Origin of the sequence: Micromonospora humidisoli (assembly GCF_016900955.1) — a bacterium.
GTDB classification, from domain to species: domain Bacteria; phylum Actinomycetota; class Actinomycetes; order Mycobacteriales; family Micromonosporaceae; genus Micromonospora; species Micromonospora wenchangensis.
On sequence record NZ_JAFEUO010000004.1, the window covers coordinates 731530 to 753578 of the forward strand.

At 72.6% G+C, this 22049-nt stretch carries 17 protein-coding genes and 1 tRNA gene; 10 read left to right on the forward strand and 8 right to left on the reverse strand.

Features of this window, described 5'->3' with window-relative positions; translation table 11 throughout:
- Nucleotides 1–121: 121 nt before the first annotated feature.
- The 7 genes from JQN84_RS18075 (at nucleotide 122) to JQN84_RS18105 (ending at nucleotide 8564) form a co-directional block, all read left to right on the forward strand.
- Nucleotides 122–427, forward strand: a complete 306-nt coding sequence (locus JQN84_RS18075) for a DUF6403 family protein (RefSeq protein WP_204959498.1) — start codon at nucleotides 122–124, stop codon at nucleotides 425–427.
- A complete protein-coding gene (locus JQN84_RS18080) occupies nucleotides 424–1782 on the forward strand; it encodes a hypothetical protein (RefSeq protein WP_204959499.1) in 1359 nt (452 codons plus the stop codon). Before JQN84_RS18075 ends, JQN84_RS18080 begins: the two co-directional genes overlap by 4 nt.
- Nucleotides 1779–2747 carry a hypothetical protein gene (locus tag JQN84_RS18085; protein WP_204959500.1) on the forward strand — a complete coding sequence of 323 codons (969 nt, stop codon included), beginning with the start codon at nucleotides 1779–1781 and terminating at the stop codon, nucleotides 2745–2747. Before JQN84_RS18080 ends, JQN84_RS18085 begins: the two co-directional genes overlap by 4 nt.
- A 205-nt stretch (nucleotides 2748–2952) precedes the next feature.
- The gene (locus tag JQN84_RS18090; RefSeq protein ID WP_204959501.1) at nucleotides 2953–3999 is read left to right on the forward strand and encodes an endonuclease domain-containing protein; all 1047 of its coding nucleotides are present in this window, start codon (nucleotides 2953–2955) and stop codon (nucleotides 3997–3999) included.
- Complete coding sequence (locus tag JQN84_RS18095) at nucleotides 3986–4636, forward strand: hypothetical protein (RefSeq protein WP_204959502.1); 651 nt, start codon at nucleotides 3986–3988, stop codon at nucleotides 4634–4636. Before JQN84_RS18090 ends, JQN84_RS18095 begins: the two co-directional genes overlap by 14 nt.
- On the forward strand, nucleotides 4633–7881 hold the full coding sequence (locus JQN84_RS18100; RefSeq protein ID WP_204959503.1) for an ATP-binding protein: 3249 nt from the start codon (nucleotides 4633–4635) through the stop codon (nucleotides 7879–7881). The genes JQN84_RS18095 and JQN84_RS18100 overlap by 4 nt, the downstream gene beginning before the upstream one ends.
- 83 nt (nucleotides 7882–7964) lie before the next feature.
- The gene (locus tag JQN84_RS18105) at nucleotides 7965–8564 is read left to right on the forward strand and encodes a hypothetical protein (RefSeq protein ID WP_204959504.1); all 600 of its coding nucleotides are present in this window, start codon (nucleotides 7965–7967) and stop codon (nucleotides 8562–8564) included.
- 28 nt (nucleotides 8565–8592) lie between these two features.
- Here JQN84_RS18105 and JQN84_RS18110 read toward each other — a convergent pair whose 3' ends face one another.
- Nucleotides 8593–9603, reverse strand: coding sequence for a PaaX family transcriptional regulator (locus JQN84_RS18110; RefSeq protein ID WP_204959505.1), 1011 nt, complete (start codon nucleotides 9601–9603; stop codon nucleotides 8593–8595).
- A 286-nt stretch (nucleotides 9604–9889) separates the two neighbouring features.
- On the opposite strand from JQN84_RS18110, the gene JQN84_RS18115 reads away from it, so the two are divergent.
- Entirely contained in the window at nucleotides 9890–11275 is a 1386-nt protein-coding gene (locus JQN84_RS18115) for an extracellular catalytic domain type 1 short-chain-length polyhydroxyalkanoate depolymerase (protein WP_204959506.1), read from the forward strand.
- Between the two features lie 100 nt (nucleotides 11276–11375).
- On the opposite strand, the gene rox is transcribed toward JQN84_RS18115, so the two are convergent.
- Both rox and JQN84_RS18125 read right to left on the reverse strand, forming a co-directional pair.
- The gene (gene rox / locus JQN84_RS18120; RefSeq protein WP_204959507.1) at nucleotides 11376–12809 is read right to left on the reverse strand and encodes a rifampin monooxygenase; all 1434 of its coding nucleotides are present in this window, start codon (nucleotides 12807–12809) and stop codon (nucleotides 11376–11378) included.
- 288 nt (nucleotides 12810–13097) lie between these two features.
- On the reverse strand, nucleotides 13098–13544 hold the full coding sequence (locus JQN84_RS18125; RefSeq protein ID WP_204959508.1) for a MarR family winged helix-turn-helix transcriptional regulator: 447 nt from the start codon (nucleotides 13542–13544) through the stop codon (nucleotides 13098–13100).
- A gap of 74 nt (nucleotides 13545–13618) precedes the next feature.
- Here JQN84_RS18125 and JQN84_RS18130 point away from each other — a divergent pair, with 74 nt between their 5' ends.
- Nucleotides 13619–14932 (forward strand): FAD-dependent oxidoreductase, encoded by a 1314-nt coding sequence (locus JQN84_RS18130; protein ID WP_204959509.1) that lies wholly within the window; start codon nucleotides 13619–13621, stop codon nucleotides 14930–14932.
- 108 nt (nucleotides 14933–15040) lie between these two features.
- On the opposite strand, the gene JQN84_RS18135 is transcribed toward JQN84_RS18130, so the two are convergent.
- Nucleotides 15041–16666, reverse strand: a complete 1626-nt coding sequence (locus tag JQN84_RS18135) for a LamG domain-containing protein (RefSeq protein ID WP_204959510.1) — start codon at nucleotides 16664–16666, stop codon at nucleotides 15041–15043.
- 295 nt (nucleotides 16667–16961) lie between these two features.
- Between JQN84_RS18135 and JQN84_RS18140 the strand changes: the two genes are divergently transcribed.
- A complete protein-coding gene (locus JQN84_RS18140; RefSeq protein WP_239485535.1) occupies nucleotides 16962–17441 on the forward strand; it encodes a DUF488 domain-containing protein in 480 nt (159 codons plus the stop codon).
- On the opposite strand, the gene JQN84_RS18145 is transcribed toward JQN84_RS18140, so the two are convergent.
- The 4 genes from JQN84_RS18145 to JQN84_RS18160 form a co-directional block, all read right to left on the reverse strand.
- Complete coding sequence (locus JQN84_RS18145; RefSeq protein WP_239485536.1) at nucleotides 17407–18261, reverse strand: DUF8757 domain-containing protein; 855 nt, start codon at nucleotides 18259–18261, stop codon at nucleotides 17407–17409. The two genes, JQN84_RS18140 and JQN84_RS18145, sit on opposite strands and share 35 nt — an antisense overlap.
- A 115-nt stretch (nucleotides 18262–18376) precedes the next feature.
- A tRNA-Ile gene (locus JQN84_RS18150) sits at nucleotides 18377–18453 on the reverse strand.
- Between the two features lie 131 nt (nucleotides 18454–18584).
- Nucleotides 18585–19826 (reverse strand): NAD(P)/FAD-dependent oxidoreductase, encoded by a 1242-nt coding sequence (locus JQN84_RS18155; protein ID WP_204959511.1) that lies wholly within the window; start codon nucleotides 19824–19826, stop codon nucleotides 18585–18587.
- Entirely contained in the window at nucleotides 19816–21942 is a 2127-nt protein-coding gene (locus JQN84_RS18160; protein WP_204959512.1) for an MMPL family transporter, read from the reverse strand. Before JQN84_RS18160 ends, JQN84_RS18155 begins: the two co-directional genes overlap by 11 nt.
- Between the last annotated feature and the right edge of the window lie 107 nt (nucleotides 21943–22049).

Below are 22049 nucleotides of genomic sequence, written 5' to 3' on the forward strand. Positions count from 1 at the left end.
CCTTCGCAGCGGTAACCGCCCTGGTCGGGGGCCGTGTGGCGCGGGTTGCCCCGATCGGCGAGACTCGGTCGGAACCACCCCCGGGGGCCGTCCCCCGGACCCCGGCGAACGGTTGGAGCCCATGGCAGACCCCTCCCTGTTCTGGCTGGCCGGCGCGGTGCTGCTGGTGACCGCGGGCGTGGCGACCAGCCTGCTGCCGCACCGGCGGGCCCACGCGGAGCAGCGGCGGACCGCCTGGTCGGCCGCGCGCGCGGCGATCGACAGCGCGGCCGTCAGCCGGGACGCGGCCCCGGGCCCGGTGCCCGAGGCGGAACGGCTGCTGACCCGCGCCGAGTCGCTCGCGGGCCGGCGCGGCGGGGTCGACGCGGCGCGGGCGGCGGCCGAGCACGCCCGGCAGGCCGACCGGCTGTGGCGGGAGCACCGGTGACCGCCCGCGGATACCGCCGCCTGGCCGAGCCGCTGCGTTGGACGCTGCTCGGGCTCGCCGTGCTCGTCCTGGTGGTCTTCCTGGTCGCCCAGCGGCAGCAGGGCATCGACGTCAGCTACGGCCGGTCACCGGCGTCGACGGCCGGGGTCGACACGGACGGCGCCGGCACCTCCGACCGGGCCACCGTGCCGTCGGTGGACGAGATGACCGCGCTGGTCGCCGCCGCGCCGGTGGTCCGCCTGCCCGGCTCGGTGGCGTACTGGAACGAGCAGCGGGTCCGGGAGGTGGCCGGCGACACCCGGATCCTGGTCGCCCCGCCCGGCCTGGACAAAGACGGACGGGAGCGGGTCCGGGACGTGGAGAACGCCACGATCCGGGTGATCGGCACCGAGGTCAGCGGCGGTTTCTACCAGGCCAGCTCCGACCGGCTGCCCGCCTGGCGGGCACAGTTCGCCACCGGGGACGTCACCGACCTGCTGATCGCCCTGATCACCGCGCTACGCAAGGAGTCCACCCCGGCCGACCGGGACGAGCTGCGCTGGCGCGAGCCGAGCGGGCCGGAGCTGACCACCGTCCTGACCGACCTGCGGGCCACCGGCCGGCACATCGCGCCCGGCGCGACCCTCACCGACGTGCCCGAGGCCGCCGCCCGCAACGCCTTCCCCGACGGCGCCTGGTACGTAGCGCTGCCCGTGCAACGCTACGGCGAACCCCTGCCCCGGTACGGCCCCGCCCTGAGCGCCCGGTTCCCCGACCGGCCGATCGTGGTGATGTACGGGCTCTGGATCGAATACCACGGGCCGGGCGCGGCGGACTTCGCGGAGCTGGCCGGGGCGAGCTTCTACGGCCAGTTCGCCGGCGTGCTCAGCCGCTCCGACTATCCGCAGCGCAACGTGCTAGGTGTCTACCTCAACCGGGTGACCGACATCCGCTACGCGGGCCTGTTCGAGCGGCCCCTGCCGTACCGGCCGGCCGACCCGCTGCGGGTGGCGCTGCCGGCGCTGCCGTGGCTCTTCGCGGGCTGCGTGGCGGCGTTCATGGTGCTGTCGGCCCGGTCGTTGCGCCGGCCCGGCCGGCGGCTGGGCAGCCGGCGGGACACCACGCCGACCCGGCTGGCCGGGTTGACCGCGCTGGCCGTCGAGGTGTCGCTGCTGACCGACGCCCGCAGCAACCCGGCGCTGACCCGGGGCATCGTCGCACTCCAGGCCGCCCGGTCGGCGTGGGAGGAGAAGCTGCCCGCCCGGCACGTCCGCACCCTGCTCGACGAGGCGGCGGCCGAGCTGGACGACACCGCGCGCCAGGTCGGCATCGCCAGTTACCGCCCGGACAACTACCTGCGGGGCAGGCTGTCATGACACGTTCCGTATCCCCGCAGACCGCCGCCCGCTCGTGGCAGGGACGCGTCGCCGGCCTGCTCGGCACCCCGTTCGGCCTGGCCGTCCTGGCCTGCCTGGTGCTGGCCGGCTGGGCGGTGTGGAGCGGTGGGGCGCTGGACGGCGCGATCGCCAGGCACGTGCGCACCACGTCGTTCTATGCCGACCCGGGGCTCGACGTGGACCGGGCCGAGGCAGAACGGATCATCGGCAACCGCCGGCTGGTGGTGATCCTGCGCTCCCCCGGGGCCGACCTGCGGGACACCTGCAAGCAGGTGCACCGGGCCGCCGACGGGACCGTCGTGCTGGTGCTCAGCCGCGACGGCGACGACTACGACACCTACGGCTGCGCCCTGGTGCCCGGGTACGAGAAGAAGAACCTGGGCAAGGCCGCCGCGGCCGAGATGATCATCGGGCGGGGCATCGACACGTTCGTCGACCGCCCGCTGGAGGCCGTGAAGGTCATCGCCGTCAACTACGACCGGCTGGTCAAGGCCGGCACCGTGCCCGACGGCGCGCGGAGGATCAGCCCGTCGCTGCCCCGGTTCCTGCTCGCCGCCGCGGCGGTCACCGGGGTCGTCGCCGGAGCATCCGGGCTCTACTTCGGTGGCCGGCGGGCCGGGCGGCTCGCGGCGGCCCGACGGGTCCGCCGCGACGAACGCACCGACAGCCGCAGCATGCTCAGCGCCGCCACCGCCGGCCTGGCCCAGCAGATCATCGACCTCGACCCGACGTACGCCCTGCTGAGCAGCCGGCGCGGCGGCGACGACAGCACCTTCGTCAAGCGCTACCGGCAGTTGACCTCCGACCATGCCGCCCTGCTCGACCGGCTGTCGACCCTGGACGACGCCGACGAGGAGGCGGTACGGGCACTGACCGACCGGGTCGAGTCGCTGAGCCGCCGGGCACAGTCCCTCACCGACCGGAAACCCCACCCGTCCCCGTGACCCGTCACACCGGCCGGGCCGGCCACCGTGCGTCCAGCTGTCCGAAGCACGACTGACCGGGGACGGCTCTGGCGCTTCCAGTGAACCGCTTCGTAGTGTGTGCGGGTTCGGCCGACAGCCACACGGGAGGATGAAGACCGCTGAGTTCCGCCCGATCCGACCTCCCCCGGGAAACGGCGGTCGCGGTCCACGCCGGTGACCTGCCATGAGTCTCCTCCAGCAGATCGCCGGGTTACCGGCGGACCGCGTCGTGCAGCTGCGCGGCGTACCCACCGACACGGTCGCGGCGGCCACCACCGGGGACGCGGCCGGCCCGGTCGCCGTCGTGCTGCGACCCGGCCCGACCCGTACCCCCGGTTCCTTCGTCCGTGCCGTCCTGGACGACCTCGAACGGGTGGCGGTGGCGCTGCTGCCCGGCTGGCTTCCCGAGGCCGCGCACGTGGCCCGCGCCGACCCGTTCGGCCTGGCCGCCGTCCGGGCCGCAGCCGGCCGGCGGGCGCGGGGCTCCGCGCACTCCGCGCCGTTCCTGGCGTACCTCGCCGGTGTGGCGGTGTCCGGGCGGCGGCCACCGACCGACCCGTTCCCCCCGGAGGTCCGCTGTCCCGGGTTGACCCGGGTGGTGGCGGACGGCTTCGACCGGCCCCGGCTGAGCCTGCTGGTCGAGGTGCCCGCCGGTCTCGACCCGGCCGGGGAACGGGCCGTCGTGGCGGGCGCGGAGTGGCTGTGCCACCACGGCCGGGCCGCCGTGTGGCTGACCGGGACGCCGTTGCGGCACGAGGACCGGGTGGTCGACGTCGTGCTCACCCCGGCGGCGACGCCGCCGGGGCCGGTCCCGGCCACGCCACCCCGGCCGGTCCCGGCCACGCCACCGACGGTGCTCGGGCGTCCCCATCCCGGCAGCGCCACCGAGGCGGCACTGGAGGCGGCACTGGCCGCCGAGGGCTGGGCGGCGGGCCGGGTCTGGAACCGCTACCACCAGTCGCATCCCCTCGCGCCCCCGGTCTGCCCCGACCTGCTCTGGCCCGCGGAACGCTGTGTCGTCGAGGTCGACGGCCCGGAGCACTGCCGGCCGGACCGGTTCGAGGCGGACCGGCAGCGCGACGTGCGGTTGCAGATGGACGGTTACGCCGTCCTGCGCTTCACCAATGCCCGAATCAACCACGACGTCGGGGCGGTGGTGCACCAGATCGGCACCGTCATCCGGGCCCGACGACGCGACATGGCGGAAGGAACGTTCCATGCCCCGCGATGACCTCACCCCCTCCGAGAGCGCGATCCTGATCGTGTTGATGGCCGAGGCCCGGGAGGTGCCCAACACCGAGTTGCGCAAGCGCTACGGCGTCGACGTCCGCAAGTCGTACCGGGACAAGCTCAACCGGCTCGGCTTCCTGGACAGCCGCCGCGACGGCAACACCTTCCTGCACCAGCTCGCCGACAAAGGGTGGGTCCGGGTGCAGGAGGACCTCAACTTCCAGTCGGCGCAGGGCCGCATCCTCGGCGGGGCGCTGACGGCGTTGCAGGTGAACCTGCGGGACCGGGTGATGGGCCGCAGCGACTACCGCACGTTCGGTGAGATGTTCGCGTTGACCGACGTACGGGCCGGCACGGGGCAACCGGACCAGCGGCGTACCCTCGGGCTCCGCGTCCGGCACGCCTATGCGGCATTGGCCGCCGAACCGGGGGCCTGGGTCAGCCTGACCCGGCTGCGGCCGTTCTTCGGCGACGTCGACCCCGCCGACCTCGACGGGGCGCTGCGGGACCTGGAACGCGAGCCGGACGTCGACATCGTCCCGGAAGAGAACCAGAAGCTGCTGACCCCGGCGGACGTGGCGGCGGCCCTGCGGCTCGGCGGCCAGGACAAGCACCTGCTGGCGATCGGGGTGGGATGACCGTGGCGGAACAGGCGGCCCTGGCGGCGCTCAGGCTCGACTGGGCACCGGTGCCCGACGACGTCTGGCGGCCCTCGCCGTTCCACGTGGAGGGCCTGCACACCGCCGTGGTCCGCGACGTCCTCGACGGGGTGGCCGACGCCCGGAACAGCGCCGACAGCAGCCCGATCGGGTTGGTGCTCCAGGGTCAGCGCGGCTCGGGCAAGACCCACCTGCTGGGCTGGATCCGCCAGCAGGTGCAGCAGCAGGACGGCTACTTCTTCCTGGTCGGCCTGCTCGACGCGCGCGGCTTCTGGGACAGCGTGCTCACCGCCATGCTCGACGGGCTGGCCCGGCCGGTGCCCGACGGGGAGAGCCAGCTCCGGCTGCTGCTGCGCCGGCTCTCCTCGATGGTCGGGGCACCCCGGTCGGCCCGCCGGGCGGTGATGGGCGACACCGAACTGACCCGGCCGGCCCTGGACGCGTTCGTCGAAGGGCTCGTCGGGTACGCGCCGCACGTGGCCCGTGCCTGCCGGGAGACGGCGCGGGCGCTCGCGCTGAGCGTCTCGGAGGACGGCACCCACCGGGACATCGCGGAGAACTACTTCACCTCGGGCGAGGAGGGGGAACCGGGCGAACGCGGTGCCTGGGGCATGCGGCGGGCCCCCCGCACCGCGCAGCAGATCGTCCAGGAACTCTCCTGGCTGCTGGCCCTCACCGGCCCGTCCGTGATCGCCGTCGACCAGATCGACACCCTGATCGCGCAGTCCGTGGCCAGCGGTGACGCCCTGCACGCCCGGCCCGGCGCGCAGGACGACCCGGAGCAGGCCGCGGTGCACGCCCGGATCGCCGACGGCCTGATGTCGCTGCGCCAGCTCACCCGCCGCACGCTCACCCTGGTGGCCTGCCTGCCGACCTCGTGGACGATCATCAGGAGCCGGACGGTGGGGACGGTGAGCGACAGGTTCCGGGTGGCGCCCCGGCTCACCACCATCCACGACGCCGCCCTGGCCCGGCAGATCGTCGAACGGCGGTTCGCCGCCCGGTTCGCCGAGCGCGGCTTCGTACCCCCGTATCCGTCGTGGCCGGTGCGGCCGGAAGCCTTCGCGCAGGCCGAGGGGATGACCCCCAGGCAGTTGCTGATCGACATCGACCGGCACGTCCGGGCCTGCGTCGTGGCCGGCGAGGTGCGGGAGCTCGACCGGCTCGGTGCCGCGGCGCAGCCGCAACCCCACGGCCCGGACCTGCCCCCCGTCGCGGACCTCGATCGCTTCGACGCGAGATTCGCCCAGCTCAAGAGCGAGGTCGACGTTTCCGCCCCGCTGGCCCGCGACAGCGAGGACGGCACGGTCCCGGCGTTGCTCGCGGCGGGGCTGACCGCCTGGGTGATGGCGCGCGGCGAGGGCGGCGGATCGTTCAGCGTGGACCCGCCCCCGAGCGCCCAGCCGCCGCTGCACGCCCGGCTCCGGCTCACCCTCGACGAGGCCACCGAGGACCAGGTCCACTGGTGTTTCCGGGCGATCAGCGAGGAACACCACGCCATCGCCGCGCTGGCCCGGCTGCGTAAGGCGTGCACGGTGGCGGGGCTCGACGCCCGGGTGGCCCGCCGCAAGCTCTTCCTGCTCCGCAACGGGGCCTGGTCGAGCGGGGCGAAGACCCGGCAGGCGGTCACGGCCTTCACTCAGGCCGGCGGGACGATCCTGCCGCTGGACCACGAGGATCTTCGCATCCTCGGGGCGCTGCGGGTCATGCTGGCCGAGTCCCCCGCCGACATCCAGGGCTGGTTGACCACCCGTCAACCGACCCGGGACCTCTCCGTGTTGCAGCAGGCCCTCGCTTCCGCCGATGGCTGGCTCTCCGATGCTGCCGGTGACCACAAAGCCGGTCCAGCGGTACGCCCGAACCACACCGGACCGGTCACCGCAGGACCGACCGAGACGACACCGACCGAGGTGGAATCGGTCGACGCGGGGACAGCCGGCGGGAGGCCCGGCTCGGGGGACGTCGACCCACCACCGGCCGGCGGTGAGAAGTCGGGTCCGTGCCTCACCGTGGGGTACGACCACCGCACCGACGAACCCGTGTCCCTCCCGCTCGAAGCCCTCCGCAAGCACACCACCATCTTCGCCGGCTCCGGGTCGGGCAAGACCGTGCTGATCCGGCGCATCCTGGAGGAGTGTGCCCTCGCCGGGGTCTCCGCCATCGTCCTCGACCCCAACAACGACCTGGCCCGGCTCGGTGACGGGTGGCCGGAGCCGCCGCCGGACTGGCGCGCCGGCGACGCGGAGAAGGCCGACGACTACCTCGCCGGGACCGACGTGGTGGTGTGGACGCCGCGCCGGTCGTCGGGCCGCCCGTTGAGCTTCCAGCCGCTGCCGGACTTCCGGGGCGTGCGCGACGACCCCGACGAGTTCCACGAGGCCGTGGAGGCGGCTGTCGCGTCGCTCGCGCCGCGCGCCCAGCTGACCGGTCGGACCAACAAGGTCCACCTGGGGCTCGCCGTGCTGCGTAAGGCCGTCGAGCACTACGGCCGGCGGGGCGGCAGCCGGGTGCAGGGGCTGATCGACACCCTGGCCGATCTGCCGGACGGGCTGCTGGACATCGACGGGGCGGACAAGATCGGGGTGGGGATCGCGCAGTCGCTGGCCGCGGCGATGGTCAACGATCCGCTGTTCGGCGGCGAGGGCAGCCCGATGGACCCGGGGCTGCTGCTCACCCCCGCCCCCGGCGCGCGGGCCCGGATCTCCGTGGTCAGCCTCGTCGGGTTGCAGTCCGACGAGGCCCGGCAGGGCTTCGTCAACCAGTTGCAGATGGCGTTGTTCGCCTGGATCAGGAAGCACCCGGCGAACGACAGGCCGCTGCTCGGGCTGCTGGTGATGGACGAGGCACAGACGTTCGCCCCGTCCGGCGCGATGACGCCGTGCACCCAGAGCACGCTGGCGCTGGCAGCGCAGGCCCGCAAGTACGGCCTGGGGCTGGTCTTCGCCACCCAGGCGCCCAAGGGGTTGCACAACCGGATCCCGGGCAACGCGGCGACCCAGCTCTACGGCCGGTTGAACAGCCCGATCCAGATCGAGGCCGCCCGGGAGATGGCCAAGGCGAAGGGTGGCGACATCGTCGACGTCGCCCGGCTCGGCACCGGCGAGTTCTACCTCGCCGCCGAGGGGGCCGCACCGGTGAAGATCAGGACCCCGCTGTCGCTCAGCCATCATCCGCGTAGTCCGCTCACCGCCGAGGAGGTGCTGGACCGGGCCCGCCGCAGGTGAGCTCGACGAACCCTCCACCCTGCGGATCTTGCCACCGCGATCTAGCGTGGAAGGAGCCTGTTCACCGGCAGTAAGGATCATCGATGTTGCGCAAGCATCTGATCGGGTTGATCGTCGGCGTCGTCGTCATCGTGTCGCTGGGGGCCGCCGCCGTGGTCTGGCTCACGCCCGACGGGCCGGAGTCGACCGGGCCGGGTCCGGACGCGGCGGCCCCGGCCGGGGTGACCACCTCCGGGCCCACACAGCCGACCCCCGGCAGCCCCGCCCCGTCGACCACCGTGCCCGGCGCGGTCGCTTCGGCGTCGCCGGAGGCCGGCCCACGGCAGATGAGTCGCCTCCTGTACGACGACGGGCAGAACACGGCGACCGTCACGGGTCTGGAGGTCACGGCGGGTACGTTGCGGGTGCAGCTGCGCTATGCGACCCGGTCCCCCGGCGGCTGGGTGCTCAGCTGCCCGGCCCGGACGGCGGATCTCCAGTCGTCGCATCTGACGCTGGCCGACGGGCGGGAGGTCTTCCCGGTCGACACGTACTGCGCGTCGCAGCGGCCCGGCACGGATTTCACCCTGCGGCCCGGTGCGGTCCTGGAGAGCTGGGGCGTGTTCCCGGTCGTGCCGTCCGGCGACGACCCCTTCTCCCTCACCTGGTACGACCTGGGCACCGTCGAGGGGCTGAAACTCTGAGCGGGCCGTGGGGCCGGCGGTTGACGGGTCAGTGCGCGGGGGACGACTGCGCCAGGTCGGGTGGGGCGGCGTGCCGGGTTTCGGTGGCGCACACGCCGGCCAGCAGGTCGGCGGTGGTGTGCGCCCGCACGTCGGCCTGCGTACCGTCGGCGAACCGGGCGACGACGGCCCGGACGTGCCGCTCGGCGGTGTCGGCGAGTCCGTCGTAGACGGCGGCGAAGGTCTCCCGGGCGGGGCCGCGCAGCCAGCCGGCGGGCAGCAGCCGCAGCGGTAGCTGGGGGTCGAGGGTGGGGAACCGCCGGAAGGTGTCCATCACCTCGGTCCGGGCCCGGACCGCCTCCGCGCCGTCGACCCGGCCGGCGGCGATCCGTGGCAGCAGGGGCCGCCAGCGCCGCAGGAAGCTCTCGTACTGTTCGGCGACCGCCGCGACGTCCCAGGCGTCGAGCGGGTCGCGGCCGGCGACCGCGTCGAGGTCGACCCGACGGCCCCGGAACACGGTGACCGCCCCGAGGTGGAGCTGGGTGAGCTGGGCCCGCGCCTTCGGGGTCAGTTCGTGCGGCGAGATCCACAGTCCGTCGTACAGCGGCGCGTAGCCCAGCCAGCGGAGTTGGCCGCGCAGGGCACGTCGTTGCGCGCTGCGCTCCTGGGGCAGGGAGAACGCGACGAGGGTCCAGCACTCGTCCCACGGCTGGGTGGTGGTGGTCGCGGCCATCACCCAGCTGCCGCCGACGGAGAGGCTGACGGCGGCGGACCGGCTGAGCCGGTACGAGCTGCGCCGGCCCTGCCGGCTGCCCTCCAGTACGCCCCGGCGGGCCAGCCGGCTGATCACGGTCCGCGCGCCGGCGAGGCTGACGTCGGACTCGGCCAGCAGCGCGACGATGGCGGCGGACGGCAGCCACGCCCGGGTCCGCAGCGTGTAGTCGGCCAGCAGGGTCACCGCGACGCCCTGGGGCGAGTTGCCGGCCTGCCGTCGGGGCAGCCGCACCGGGTGGTCCCCGTCGTCGGGGAAGATCTCCTCGATGTCGAACGGGTGTGGCACTGGGACGCTCCGGGCTCGGCTGGGCGACGGTGGCACCGACTGTAGACGGCGCACCGGTGCCCGCCTACCGAACGCGGTCCGGGGCGGAACCGGTGACCGTCAAGTGTATCGAGGTCATTCGATTGACACTTGTCGGACCGAGGAGAACACTAAGTGCCATGCAATGCCCTGGGGCCGGGGCAGGGCATGCCGGACGTAGTGGGCCGGCGCGGACGACACGGGCATCCGGGCGTACCCGTGCCGCACGGTCGCGCGGCCGATCTCAACCTGTGAGGGAGTCACGCCCATGAGAATCAGACGGAAACTGCTGCTCGCCCTGGCGGCGCCGCTGGTGGCCACCGTGGCGGCAGCCGCCCTGGTGGTCCCGACGCTCCAGCCGGCGTACGCCGCGTCGCTGGTCGAGGTGACCAACTTCGGCGACAACCCCGGTCGGATGCGGATGCACATCTACGTGCCGAACACCCGCCCGACCAACCCGGCGATCGTGGTGGCCATGCACGGCTGCGGCGGCACCGGCCCCGGCTTCTACTCCAGCAGCGAGTTCGCCTCGCTCGCCGACCGGTACGGCTACATCGTGATCTACCCGTCGGCGACCCAGCAGGCCGGCTTCGGCAACTGCTTCGACACCTGGTCGGACGCCGCGAAGCGCCGGGGCGGCGGCAGCGACCCCGTGTCGATCGTCTCGATGATCACCTACACCGAGCGGCAGTACGGCGGCGACCCCCGCCGGGTGTTCGCCACCGGCAGCTCGTCGGGCGGCATGATGACCAACCACATGCTGGCGGTCTACCCGGACGTGTTCGCCGCCGGGGCCGCCTTCATGGGGGTGCCCTACAACTGCTTCGCCAACGCGGCCGACTACCCGCCCGGCGCCAGCCAGTGCACCGGCGGGAACATGAACCGCACCCCGCAGCAGTGGGGCGACGCGGTACGCCAGCAGGCGTACCCCGGGTACACCGGCCCCCGGCCGAAGGTGCAGCTGTGGCACGGCACCGCCGACACCCTGGTGCCGTACTCGCTGCTCCAGGAGACCATCGAGCAGTGGACGAACGTGTTCGGGCTCAGCCAGACGCCCACCTCCACCGACACCCCACAGTCCGGCTGGAACCGCCGCCGCTACGCCGACGCCAGCGGCAACGTGCTCGTCGAGGCGTACAGCATCCAGGGGGCGGGGCACAGCCTGCCCGCCGGCGGGATGGCCGCCGTCGCCCTCCAGTTCTTCGGCCTGACCAACCCGACCCCGACCACGCCGCCCACCACCCCGCCGCCCACCACGCCCCCGCCCACCACGCCTCCGCCGACCACCCCGCCGCCCACCACGCCCCCGCCGACGACCACCCCGCCGCCCAGCTCCGGGGCCTGCCGGGTCACCGCCAGCGTCAACGCCTGGAACAGCGGCCTGACCGAGAACCTGACCATCACCAACACCGGTTCCAGCGCCGTGAACGGCTGGTCCCTGGTGTTCACGCTGCCCGGCGGGCAGAGCATCACCTCCGGCTGGAACGCCACCTACTCCCCCTCGTCGGGGCAGGTGACGGCGCGCAACGCCAGCTACAACGGCACCATCCCGGCCGGTGGCTCGATCGACATCGGCTTCCAGGCCAACCACACCGGCAACACCGCCAAGCCCTCCTCGTTCACCCTCAACGGCGCGGCCTGCACGGTCGCCTGACCGACCCGCTCCACCGTCCGTGCCCGGCCGCCCCGTTCGGGGTGGCCGGGCACGGCGTCGGCACACCGCGCCCCGGCCCACCCCGGGGGCACAGCCCTGGTCACGCGGCGGCGACGCCGAACCACCGGGACAGCCGGTCGCGCAGCTCCTGCTGGTCGTCACCGACCCACGCGACGTGCCCGTCGGGCCGCAGCAGCAGCGCGGGCGCCTCCAGTTCCCCGCCGCCGTCGACGACGTGGTCGACCCGGTCGGCCCAGCCCGCCACCGACAGTTCCCCGGTCTGGTCCAGCAACAGCCCCCGACCCCGGTGCATCAGCCCGTAGAGGCGTCCCCGCTTCAGCTCCACGTCCCGCAGCCGCCGGCCGACCAGGTCGTGGTCGGCACCGAGGTCGTAGCGGACCGAGATCGCGGTGATCTTCTCGATCAGGTACCGGTTCACCTGCTCGAAGTCCATCAGCTCGGTCAGCAGCCGACGCACCGCCTGCGGGCCGGCCTCCAGCGACATCAGCTCCGTCTGCGCCCGGGTGTTGTCCAGCACGTCCGCAGCCACCGGCCGGCGCTCCGCCTGGTAGGTGTCCAGCAGGCCCGCCGGCGCCCAGCCGGCGACCTGCGCGGCCAGCTTCCAGCCCAGGTTGAACGCGTCCTGGAGACCGAGGTTGAGCCCCTGCCCGCCCAGCGGCGGGTGCACGTGCGCCGCGTCGCCGGCCAGCAGCACCCGGTCGACCCGGTACCGCTCGGCCAGCCGGGTGGCGTCGCCGAAGCGGGACAGCCAACGGGGCGAGTGCACCCCGAAGTCCGTGCCGGCGGTCGCCCACAACTGCTGCCGGAAGTCCTCGATGGTCGGTGCGACCGCCCGGTCCTCACTGACCCCGGCGGCCGGTACGACGACGCGGTACAACCCCTCACCGTCGCCGACCGGGCCGACCCCGAACCGCAGCTGCGTCCGGCGCACCCGGGTCATCACCGCGACGACCTCGTCGAGCGACGCGGTCAGCTCCATCACGCCCAGCAGCGTCTCGTTCCTGGTGGGCTCACCGGGAAAGCCCACACCCAGCAGCTTGCGCACCGTGCTGCGGCCGCCGTCGCAGCCCACCAGGTAACGGGTACGCAGGCGGGTGCCGTCGGCCAGCTCGGCGGTCACCGCGTCCCCGTCCTGGCTCAGCCCGACCAGTTCGCTGCCCCGCCGGATCTCGACGCCGACCGCCGTGGCGTGCTCGGTCAGCAGCTGCTCGGTGACCGGCTGCGGGATGCCGAGGATGTAGCCGTGCGCGGTGTCCAGCTGCGACGGCCACTCCTTGGCGATGCCGGCGAAGTAGCCGCCGACCTGGAACTGCCTGCCGTGTGCGAGGAACCGCTCCAGCAGGCCCCGCTGGTCCAGCAGTTCGATGCTGCGTACGTGCATGCCGAGCGAACGCACCACGCTGGTCGGCTCGGCGTCGCGTTCCAGCACCACCACCCGTACGTCGTGTAGCCGCAGCTCGGTGGCCAGCATCAGACCGGTCGGCCCGCCACCCACGATGGTCACGTCGATCATGGAGTCCCCGTTCGACTGCTCGCGCCGCCTGATGCGTCGATACCGGCGCATGCTTCGCGAATCTCGGATTTCGCCAGGTTCTGGCGTCGAGTGGAGATTCTGCACCGGCACCGGGGTCTTGCCGCAAGGCCCGGGGTGCGATATAAGTTAGAAGTGGCAGGGAGGCAGTGGCCCCCTGCCTTTGCCGTATCCCGCCTCTGGCGTGACCCATCTTTGCTGCGTCCCGGCCCGTGCCGGCTCCGGTGAGACGCACGACGCCCGCGACGCCGAGCGCCACGGTGGGCAGACTCAGCCCCGGCCCAGCCGTTCGGCGTGCTCGTGACAGCTCTGCGTGGCGTGCGTGACGAATTCGAGGATGTGCGCCAGCGTCTCGTCGTCGTAGCGCCGCAGGAACGCTTGTCCGTCGGTCACGATCGGCCCGTAGATCGTGCCGACCATCCGGTTGGCCAGCTCCGTCGGGCGGACGGTCACCCGGCGGCGGTCGGCGCTGTCGCGTTCCCGGGTCGCGTACCCGGCGCGTTCCAGCCGGTCGATCGCGGTGGTGACACCCCCGGTCGTCATCCCGGCCGCGGCGGCCAGCTCGCCGGGGCTCGGCGGCTCCGGCGCGAACAGCAGCTCAAGGCAGCGCATGTCGGTGCGGTTCAGGCCGAGCAGGTCGGCGGCGCGCTGGTCGAGCACGTCGACCGCGCGCTGGTACGCCTGCATCGCCTCGCCGAGCTGCTCCGCCAGACCCATGGTGGGAAATTCTAGCGAACCGTCGTACAGTATCTAGAAAATCTAGTAATCAGAGTTTCTAGAGGAGCGGTGGCATGGACGTACTCGTGATCGGCGCCGGGACCGGCGGGATGTGCCTGGCCCACGGCCTGCGGCAAGCCGGCATCAACGTCGCCGTCTACGAGCGGGACCGCACCCGCAGCGACGGCCTGCACGGCTACCGGGTCGGCATCGACCCGCACGGCAGCAGGGCACTCAAGGCGTGCCTGCCCGACCAGCTCTACCGCACGTTCGTGGCGACCTGCGCCCGCGCGCCGGAACACTTCGTGTTCTTCGACGAGCAGCTGCGGCCGACGCTGGCGCTGCCCCTGCGCCCACCCACCGACGACGTCGACAGCGAGAAGTCGGTGAGCCGGATGACCCTGCGCCAGGTGCTCTTCACCGGCATGCAGGACGTCATCCACTTCGACAAGACCTTCGTCGGCTACCGGCACCAGGCCGACGGTCGCGTCACCGCTATCTTCGCCGACGGGACCACCGCGACCGGAGACCTGCTGGTGGCGGCGGACGGCGTCAACTCGGCGGTACGCCGGCAGTACCTCCCGCACGCCCGCACCGAGGACACCGGCATCATCGCGATCACCGCGAAGGTGCCGATGACGCCCCGGAGCACGGCGCTGCTGCCGACGCGGTACTTCCCCGGCATCGGCATGGTCCTCGCGCCCGGCGGCAAGTCCTGCATCCTGCACTGGATGGAGTTCCCCTGGGACCGGCAGGGCCGACCGAGGAACAACGACGAACTGCTGGCACAGTGGCCCGGCCTGCTGTTCGACAACACCCGCGACTACCTCAACTGGGGCATCGCGGCGGCGGCCGACACGTTCCCGGCCGACGTCACGGGCTACGGCGGCGACGACCTGATCCGGCTGGCCCTGCGGATGACCCCGACGTGGAGCCCCCGGCTGCGCGAACTGTTCACCCTCGGCGACCCGAGCACCGCGTTCGCCATCACCATCCGCACCTCGGTGCCGATCCCGGCGTGGCCCAGCACGAACGTCACCCTGCTCGGCGACGCCATCCACACCATGACGCCGGGTCGGGGCGTCGGCGCGAACACCGCGCTACGGGACGCGCAGCGGCTGACCGACGAACTGACGCTCGTCCGCGACGGACGCAAGGGGCTGGTCGAGGCCGTCCACGACTACGAGACCAGGATGATCGAGTACGGCTTCCAGGCCGTCCGGGACTCCCGGGAGCAGATGACCGCCGACGCCCTGGTGCACAAGCCGGTGCTGGGGCGCGTCGCGCTGGCCGGCATGCGCGGCTACCTGCGCGTGGTCGACCGGGTCCCGGCGCTCAAACGCAGGATGATCGACGGCCTGTACGAGTACCGCGGCGGCCAGGACTGACCGGCTGCCCTTCCACGGCCCGGCGCCCGCCGGCTGAGGATCCGCCCCGGTGGGCCGGCAGCTGACCGCTCCCGACCCGGGGGTTGGTAGCGGTCAGCTGCCGGCTGGTCAGTTACCTCTGCCGGTTCCCCGGCTCAGCGCCGTCACCAGCTGTTCGGAGTAGATGCGCTGGACGTCCGCGTCGCTGACGATGCCCTGGTAGACAGCGAGATCGCTGACCTGCCCGTAGAGCCAACCGTCCGGCCCCGTCGGGGTGGTGGACCGGCCGACCAGCAGGGAACCGGTCGCCTGTCCGGGCTGCCAGGCGGGGTGCAGCCCCACCGCGCCCGTCGACACCCCGTCGACGTACAGCCGCACCTGCCGATGCCGGGCATCGAGAACCGCGGCGAGATGATGCCACTGGTCGGGGCCGGCAGCCGACGCGGTCGCCGTGGTGGTCGCGGAGTCGTCGGCCCCGGCGCGCACCTGGAACTCCCACCGCCCGCCGCCGGTCGGTTCGTACCCCAACCGGAACATGCTGCGGTCGCCGTCGTCCTGGGAGACGACCGTCTGCGCACCCCGCGCCGGGTCGAGCCGCGCCCAGACCGAAACCGCGAACGACTGGTCGGTGCGGAGCACCGATCCGTCCTGCCAGACCGGATTCCGCGGATCTCCGGGGTTGATCTGGGTACGCGCGTACTCCCGGGTCGCCTCGCCGAAGTGGGGATCGGACGGATCATCGATCCAGTGCCGGTCGTCGAGCTCCAGCACCATGCCACGGGCCGAGTCGGTGATGAAACTGCCCTTGGTCAGGGTGAGCTGGCGTCCGAAGGAGCTGCCGTCCGACACGGAGCACAGAGTCGGATCGATGTCCTCCTCGTAGCACGGGACACCGCTCTCGAAACGCCAGGCTCCGGCGAGCGGCGCCCGCAACAGCCCGGGCTCCGAAAACCCGCCGGAGCCGGGGTCGGACGCGAGCCAGCCGGTGAAATCCTGCCCCACCAGCGCTCGGGCGTACAGCCGGGCATCGGCCATGTTGCCCTGCCACCAGGTGCTGTCGCCGCGACCCAGGCGGAACTCGCCGGCCGGATCGTTGACGCCTGTCACATTGCCCACCGCGGCTTCAGCCACCCCGTCGACCCGCAGGGTGAGAGTGTGCTCGGTGGCGTCGTACACCACCGCCAGATGGGTCCAGAGCCCGACCGCCGGCGTCGACGTCGACCGGGCGACGGCAATGGTGCCGCGCTTGCCGAGCTTCGAGGGCATCTGCACCTGCCACCGGTTGCTCGCCTTGTCGTAGCCGACCGAGAAGGTGGCCCGGTGGCTGCCGGCCTTGCTGGCGAAGACCCGGCTGACCGAGGTGTCGGTCAGCCGTACCCAGGTGGCGAGAGAGAACGTCGCGGAGGTGTCCAGGGTCGACGGCGTCGCGGACAGGTAGGACGAGGTGCCGTCGAAGCCGACCGCCGGGGCACCGAGCAACCGGGCGTCCTCCTGCCAACTGATGCCCGTGCCGGTCAGCGGGGTGTCGCCGCCCAACGCCGGCTGCCCGTCGGCAAGTGCCTGCTCCCGGGTGACGCCGGGCACCGCCTCCAGCCGCCACCGCGCCGTCGCCGGGGCCGGGCGGTCGAACGTGGTCACACTACGGTCGGGGTCCGCCCCGGCCGCCGGGCCGAGGGGAAGCAGCGTCACGGCAGCGATCGTGGTCAGGGTCAGGGTGACCCGGCCAAGGCGGAACACCGCGTTGTGGTTGGTCATCAAACCTTCTCGGGAGATCGTCAATGCGGACGGACGAGGCCGAGAACACGCCCCGTCAGCACAGTGTCACAGGATCACCCGTTGGCCGCTGCCCCTCCCTTTCCCTCGATGCCGCCGGGGCGGCCCCTGCGCAGCACTCCGCAAGCACGCGCCCAGCTCACCGCCCAATCCACCGAAAGCGCTTGAGCCGACCCGTTGCCACCTGCGACCCGGTTCCGTTCGCAGGTGGGGCCGGGCGGCACACTTCTCGGCCGTCCGGATGGTCTTGGCGGACGAGTCATGAGAGGGTGTCCCGATGAGCGTCACCTCAACCGTGAGTCACCGGACCGGCATCCTGGGTGTCGGTTACGAGGGCCGCTCCATCGATGAGTTCGTGACCGGCCTCGCCGACCTGGGCGTCACGCGCCTGGTCGACGTCCGGATGACGCCGATCTCCCGCAAGCGTGGATTCAGCAAGTCGGCCCTCAGCCAGGCGCTCGCGGCACAGGGCATCGCTTACGAGCATCGCCGGGAGCTTGGCAACCCGAAGGAGAACCGCCCCGGGTTCGGCGGCAACCCCGAAGAGTTGCGGTCCGCACGGGCGGTGTACGCCTCTCGGCTACACCACGCCGAGTCGCTGGCAGCGCTCGACGCCCTCGCCGAGACGGCACAACGTGAGCTGGTGGCGCTGCTCTGTTTCGAGGCGGATGAGAGCCGGTGTCACCGCCAGGTCGTGATGCGCGCACTCGAAGGCCGGATGCCTATCGTTTCGGCCAGTACACGCCCAGCACGCTGAAGACGTGTACGCGCTTGGCCTGGTTGCCGACATAGAAGGCGACGTCACGGTTCGGCGCGCACATCTCTCCCAGAAACTTGGCCTCCAGAGCTTCCTTCAGCGCAGCGTCCGAGTAGCCAGCGAGCCGGCGTTGTAGCGCCACCAACTCCCAGTCGATGACGTGCTGCCTGTGCCCCTTGCACCCGGGCTCGTAGCAGCGGTAGTGGTACGCCGCCTTGAAGCGGGGGGCCTGTAGCGGGGACCTGCTCCGGCCGCTGAACAGGTCCGGCTGACTCGCGTACGCCTCGATCTTGCGTTGCTCGTCCTCGTCCCAACCGCCGCGCGGCGTGACCTTGAGTCCGCGAACCTCCTTGGGGCGCACGAGGGCCAGCGATTGCGCGTCAGCGCGCTCCTGAGCAGCACGGTTGAGACGACACATCGAATCCTCGACAGCCGGATCAAGCAACGGCTGTCGAGACCGCCAGCCGTCGAGATGGCGCTCCCTGGATATCCGCTCCATGATCGGCTTCCAACTTTCGCGCCGCTGATCCTGCCGTGCCGGCTTGGCGTCGACGGAGATGATGTCGTACTTCCTGAACGCCTCGTCGCTGTGCAGATACCGGAAGTTGATCGGGTAGAGGCGAATCCACGTCGGCTGCAACACGTCCGTTCGCAGCCCCGCCACGCAGACGGTCTCTCCGTACTTCTCTGACGGGTTCGGTGCCGCCTTTACCGTAATGAGCAGCTGTAGCCGAACGGTGCGGTCGTCGGCCGGCTTCGGGTCGGGTCCAGCCTCGCCGGGACCGAAGAGTGACATCTGCGCCACGCGCGCCTCCAGCATGAATAGCCGTAGGTAGTCGTGTGATCACACGATGATTCAGGTTCTCACGGATCGACAGATCGACATAGAGAGATTGGCGACGGCGGCCGACCGATCGACTGATCAGTGTCTGCGCTGGTGGGGCGGGCGGGGTTCGAACCCGCGACCGAGGGATTATGAGTCCCCTGCTCTAACCGGCTGAGCTACCGCCCCCGTACCGCGCCGGATCGTAACCCGCCCGACGAATCACCGGCCACCGCCGCAACGGTGCCACCCGTCGGCACCGTTCGGCACGATGGGCTACGCGAGGATAACAGTCAGCAGCGGCTGCGGTGGCACCCGAATCAGCCCGCCGCGCGCAGTTGTGCGAGCACCGAACCGGCGGTACGCCAGCCGCTGGCCAGGGCCCCCTGGATGGACGGACTGTCCCGGTGGTCACCGGCCACGAAGAGCCCTCCGCCGAGCGCCACCGGCTTGCGGAGCCGCCCCTGCGGGGGTGGCGCGGCGGGCAGCGCCTCGGGGACCGACACCGTCGTCAGGTGTTCCCAGTCCGCTGTGGAGCGTCCGTAGAGCCGGTCCAGTTCGGCCCGGATCGTCGGTTCGGGCGGGGCGGTGGGGCCGACCACGGAGGTCGCCACGAGATGCCGGCCGGGCGGGGCGTACGACGGCGCGGCCCGGCTGACCACCACCGTGTTGGCCACGAGTTCCCGCCGGTCGCCGTCGACGAGCAGGATCGGTTCGTCGAGCGGCGGCTCGGGGGCGCTGTGGTAGTAGGTGGTGTAGCTGTGGGTGCGTACCCGGGGCAGGGTGGGCAGCAGCGTGGTCGCCGCCGTCGGGTCGGCGGCGACCACGACGGCGCGGCAGGCGATCTCACCGTCCGGGGTGCGGACCCGGCCGGGGGCGACCGAGGTGACCGGGGTGTCGCAGCTGATCAGGTCGGCCGGCAGGGGGGCGGCGACGGCCTGCGGCAGCGCGGCCATCCCCCGGGCGGGTAGGCCGATCCGGCCCCGGACGAAGGACCGCAGGATCATCGCCAGCACGTGGCTGGAGGTCTCCAGTTCCCGGTCGATCAGCACGCCGGACAGGAACGGCCGGATCAGCTCCTCGATGATGGTGTCGGACAGCCCGGCCCGGCGCAGGGCGGTCTCGCTGGTGGTCTCCGGCGCGTCGAGCAGCCGGTGTGCCGGCAGGGTGGCGCAGCCGGTGGCGAGGGCGGCGAAGCGCAGCCGGTCGGGCAGCGAGCCGACGCCGGCGAGCACGGTGGCGGGTGTGCCGCCGGGTTCGCGCAGCGGGTGGACCAGCCGGTCGAGCCGGTCGCCGCGGCGGACCAGCACCCCGGAGGTGAACCAGCCCAGGTCGAGGGTGCCCAGGTCGAGCAGGGTGCCGAGCCTCGGGTAGGCGGTGTTGAGCACCTGGAAACCCCGGTCGAGCAGGTAGCCGTCGACGGTGTCGGTGGCGACCCGGCCGCCGATCCGGTCGCCGGCCTCCAGCAGCCGCCAGGGCACCCCGGCCCGGTGCAGCCGGCGGGCGACCGCCAGCCCGGCGAGACCACCGCCGACGATCACCACGTCCGTCTCAGCCACCATGTGCCACCTCCGTGTCGTCGCGCGCCGACCGGGACAGTCGGCTCGGCCACCACACCGTGGGCCCGATGTCGTACGCCAGGGCGGGCACCAGCAGTGAGCGGACCACGATGGTGTCCAGCAGTACCCCGACGGCGACCGCCACACCCAACTCGACGAGCACCACCAGCGGCAGTACGGCCAGCGCCGAGAAGGTGGCGGCGAGCACGATACCGGCCGAGGTGATCACCCCGCCGGTGACGGTCAGCCCGGCCAGCACCCCGGCCCGGGTGCCCCGCCGGGCGGACTCCTCACGGACCCGGCTCATCAGGAAGATGTTGTAGTCGATGCCCAGCGCGACCAGGAACACGAAGGCGAACAGCGGGAACGACGCGTCGACCCCGGGGAAGTCCAGCAGGTAGGTGAAGACCAGCGCGCAGAGCCCGAGGGTGGCCAGGAAGGACAGCACCACCGTCGCGATCAGCAGCACCGGCGCGACCAGCGCCCGCAGCAGCAGCGCCAGGATCACCGTGATCACCACGAGGACGACCGGGATGATGACGTTGCGGTCCCGGGTGGAGGCGTCGGAGGTGTCCACGTCGATGGCGGTGAACCCGCCGACCACGGCGTCGGCGTCCGGCACCCGGTGCACCGCCTCGCGCAGGTTGCGGATGGTCCGGGCGGCGGCGTCGCTGTCCGGCGGGTCGGTCAGGGTCGCCTCCAGTTCCACCCGCCCGTCGACCACCAGGGGTGGGGCGTCCGGGGCGGGCGGGCCGGCCTGGTCCCGCCCGGTCACCTGACGTACGGCGGCCACCCCGGGCACGCCCTGCGCGACCTGGGCGACCTGTCCGGCGGTCTGCTGTCGGGTGAAGATGGTCGCCGGACTGCCGGTGCCGCCCGGGTAGTGCCTGGCGATCACCTCCTGCCCGGCGACGGAGTCGGTGCGGTTGGCGAACAGTTCGGACTGGCCGAGGGTGGTGGCCCCGAGTTGGGTGAGGCCGAGGGTGAGCAGCGCCAGCACCACGGCGGTGGTCAGCCACACCACCCGGGCCCGGCGGGCGACGAAACGGGCGATGCGGGCCCACAGCCCATGTTCGGCCTGCGGGTCCGCCCGGTCCACCCCGGGGGTACGCGGCCAGAACGCCCACCGGCCGCCGAGCACCAGCAGCGCGGGCAGGAATGTCAGCATCACCAGCAGGGTGGCGGCGATGCCGATGGCGGCCACCGGACCGAGTGCCCGGTTGGAGTTGAGGCTGGACAGCAGCAGGCAGAGCAGGCTCACGATGACGGTGGCCCCGGAGGCGGCGATGGCCGGGGCGGCACCCCGCCAGGCGGCGCGCATCGCGTCCCAGGGGCGCTCGTGCCGGTGCAGTTCCTCCCGGTAGCGGGCGATCAGCAGCAGCGCGTAGTCGGTGCCGGCGCCGAAGACGAGCACGGTCAGGATGCCCTGAGCCTGCCCGTTCAGCTTGATCACGTCGTGCTTCGCCAACTGGTAGACGAAGACCGCCGCCAGCGCGTACGACATCCCCGCCGCCAGCAGCGGGAAGACCCACAGCACCGGGCTGCGGTAGACGACCAGCAGGATGATCAGCACCACGACCAGGGTGACCAGCAGCAGTGGCCCGTCGATGGCGGAGAAGACCTCGATCAGGTCGGCGAGCAGGCCGGCCGGGCCGGCGACGTCCACGGTGAGCCCGTCCCGGTCGCCACCGGCGATGCTCCGCAACTCGTCGACCACCCGGCCGATCTGTTCCCCCTCGGCGTCGTCGATCGGCACCACCACCTGTAGGGCCTGGCCGTCCTGGCTGGCGATCGGTGGGGGCAGCGGGCCGACCACCCCCTTGACCTGGGCGAACCGGGTGCTGTCGGCGACCGCCCGTTGCTTGTCGGCACCGGTGATGCCGGTGCTGCGGGCGTACACCACCAGGGCGGGGGTGGTCGGGCGGGCGACGAAGCCGGCGGCGAGGTCCTGGGCGCGGGTCGCCTCGGCGTCGGCGGGCAGGAAGGCGGCGTTGTCGTTGGTGGCGACGTCGCCCAGCTTGCCGGCGTACGGTCCGGCGATTGCGCCGACGACCAGCCAGCCCAGGACGACCGCCACGGCGATCAGCGTGGCCGTGCCCCGGCCCCGTCCACCGGCCATCCCGGTCCACCCCTTTAGTCGACGCGCCCGTCGACGCCGCGGGAGTCCAGGTCGACATCAGTCATCCTGCCGCCCGGTTACGCCCTCCGGGGCCGAAACCGCCCAGC

Coding starts and splice junctions, on each gene's coding strand:
- JQN84_RS18105 (WP_204959504.1), top strand. CDS start 7,965: ATGTTGCGCAAGCATCTGATCGGGTTGATCGTCGGCGTCGTCGTCATC.
- JQN84_RS18095 (WP_204959502.1), top strand. CDS start 3,986: ATGCCCCGCGATGACCTCACCCCCTCCGAGAGCGCGATCCTGATCGTG.
- JQN84_RS18100 (WP_204959503.1), top strand. CDS start 4,633: ATGACCGTGGCGGAACAGGCGGCCCTGGCGGCGCTCAGGCTCGACTGG.
- JQN84_RS18115 (WP_204959506.1), top strand. CDS start 9,890: ATGAGAATCAGACGGAAACTGCTGCTCGCCCTGGCGGCGCCGCTGGTG.
- JQN84_RS18140 (WP_239485535.1), top strand. CDS start 16,962: ATGAGCGTCACCTCAACCGTGAGTCACCGGACCGGCATCCTGGGTGTC.
- JQN84_RS18145 (WP_239485536.1), bottom strand. CDS start 18,261: ATGCTGGAGGCGCGCGTGGCGCAGATGTCACTCTTCGGTCCCGGCGAG.
- JQN84_RS18085 (WP_204959500.1), top strand. CDS start 1,779: ATGACACGTTCCGTATCCCCGCAGACCGCCGCCCGCTCGTGGCAGGGA.
- rox (WP_204959507.1), bottom strand. CDS start 12,809: ATGATCGACGTGACCATCGTGGGTGGCGGGCCGACCGGTCTGATGCTG.
- JQN84_RS18130 (WP_204959509.1), top strand. CDS start 13,619: ATGGACGTACTCGTGATCGGCGCCGGGACCGGCGGGATGTGCCTGGCC.
- JQN84_RS18090 (WP_204959501.1), top strand. CDS start 2,953: ATGAGTCTCCTCCAGCAGATCGCCGGGTTACCGGCGGACCGCGTCGTG.
- JQN84_RS18155 (WP_204959511.1), bottom strand. CDS start 19,826: ATGGTGGCTGAGACGGACGTGGTGATCGTCGGCGGTGGTCTCGCCGGG.
- JQN84_RS18125 (WP_204959508.1), bottom strand. CDS start 13,544: ATGGGTCTGGCGGAGCAGCTCGGCGAGGCGATGCAGGCGTACCAGCGC.
- JQN84_RS18075 (WP_204959498.1), top strand. CDS start 122: ATGGCAGACCCCTCCCTGTTCTGGCTGGCCGGCGCGGTGCTGCTGGTG.
- JQN84_RS18160 (WP_204959512.1), bottom strand. CDS start 21,942: ATGGCCGGTGGACGGGGCCGGGGCACGGCCACGCTGATCGCCGTGGCG.
- JQN84_RS18135 (WP_204959510.1), bottom strand. CDS start 16,666: ATGACCAACCACAACGCGGTGTTCCGCCTTGGCCGGGTCACCCTGACC.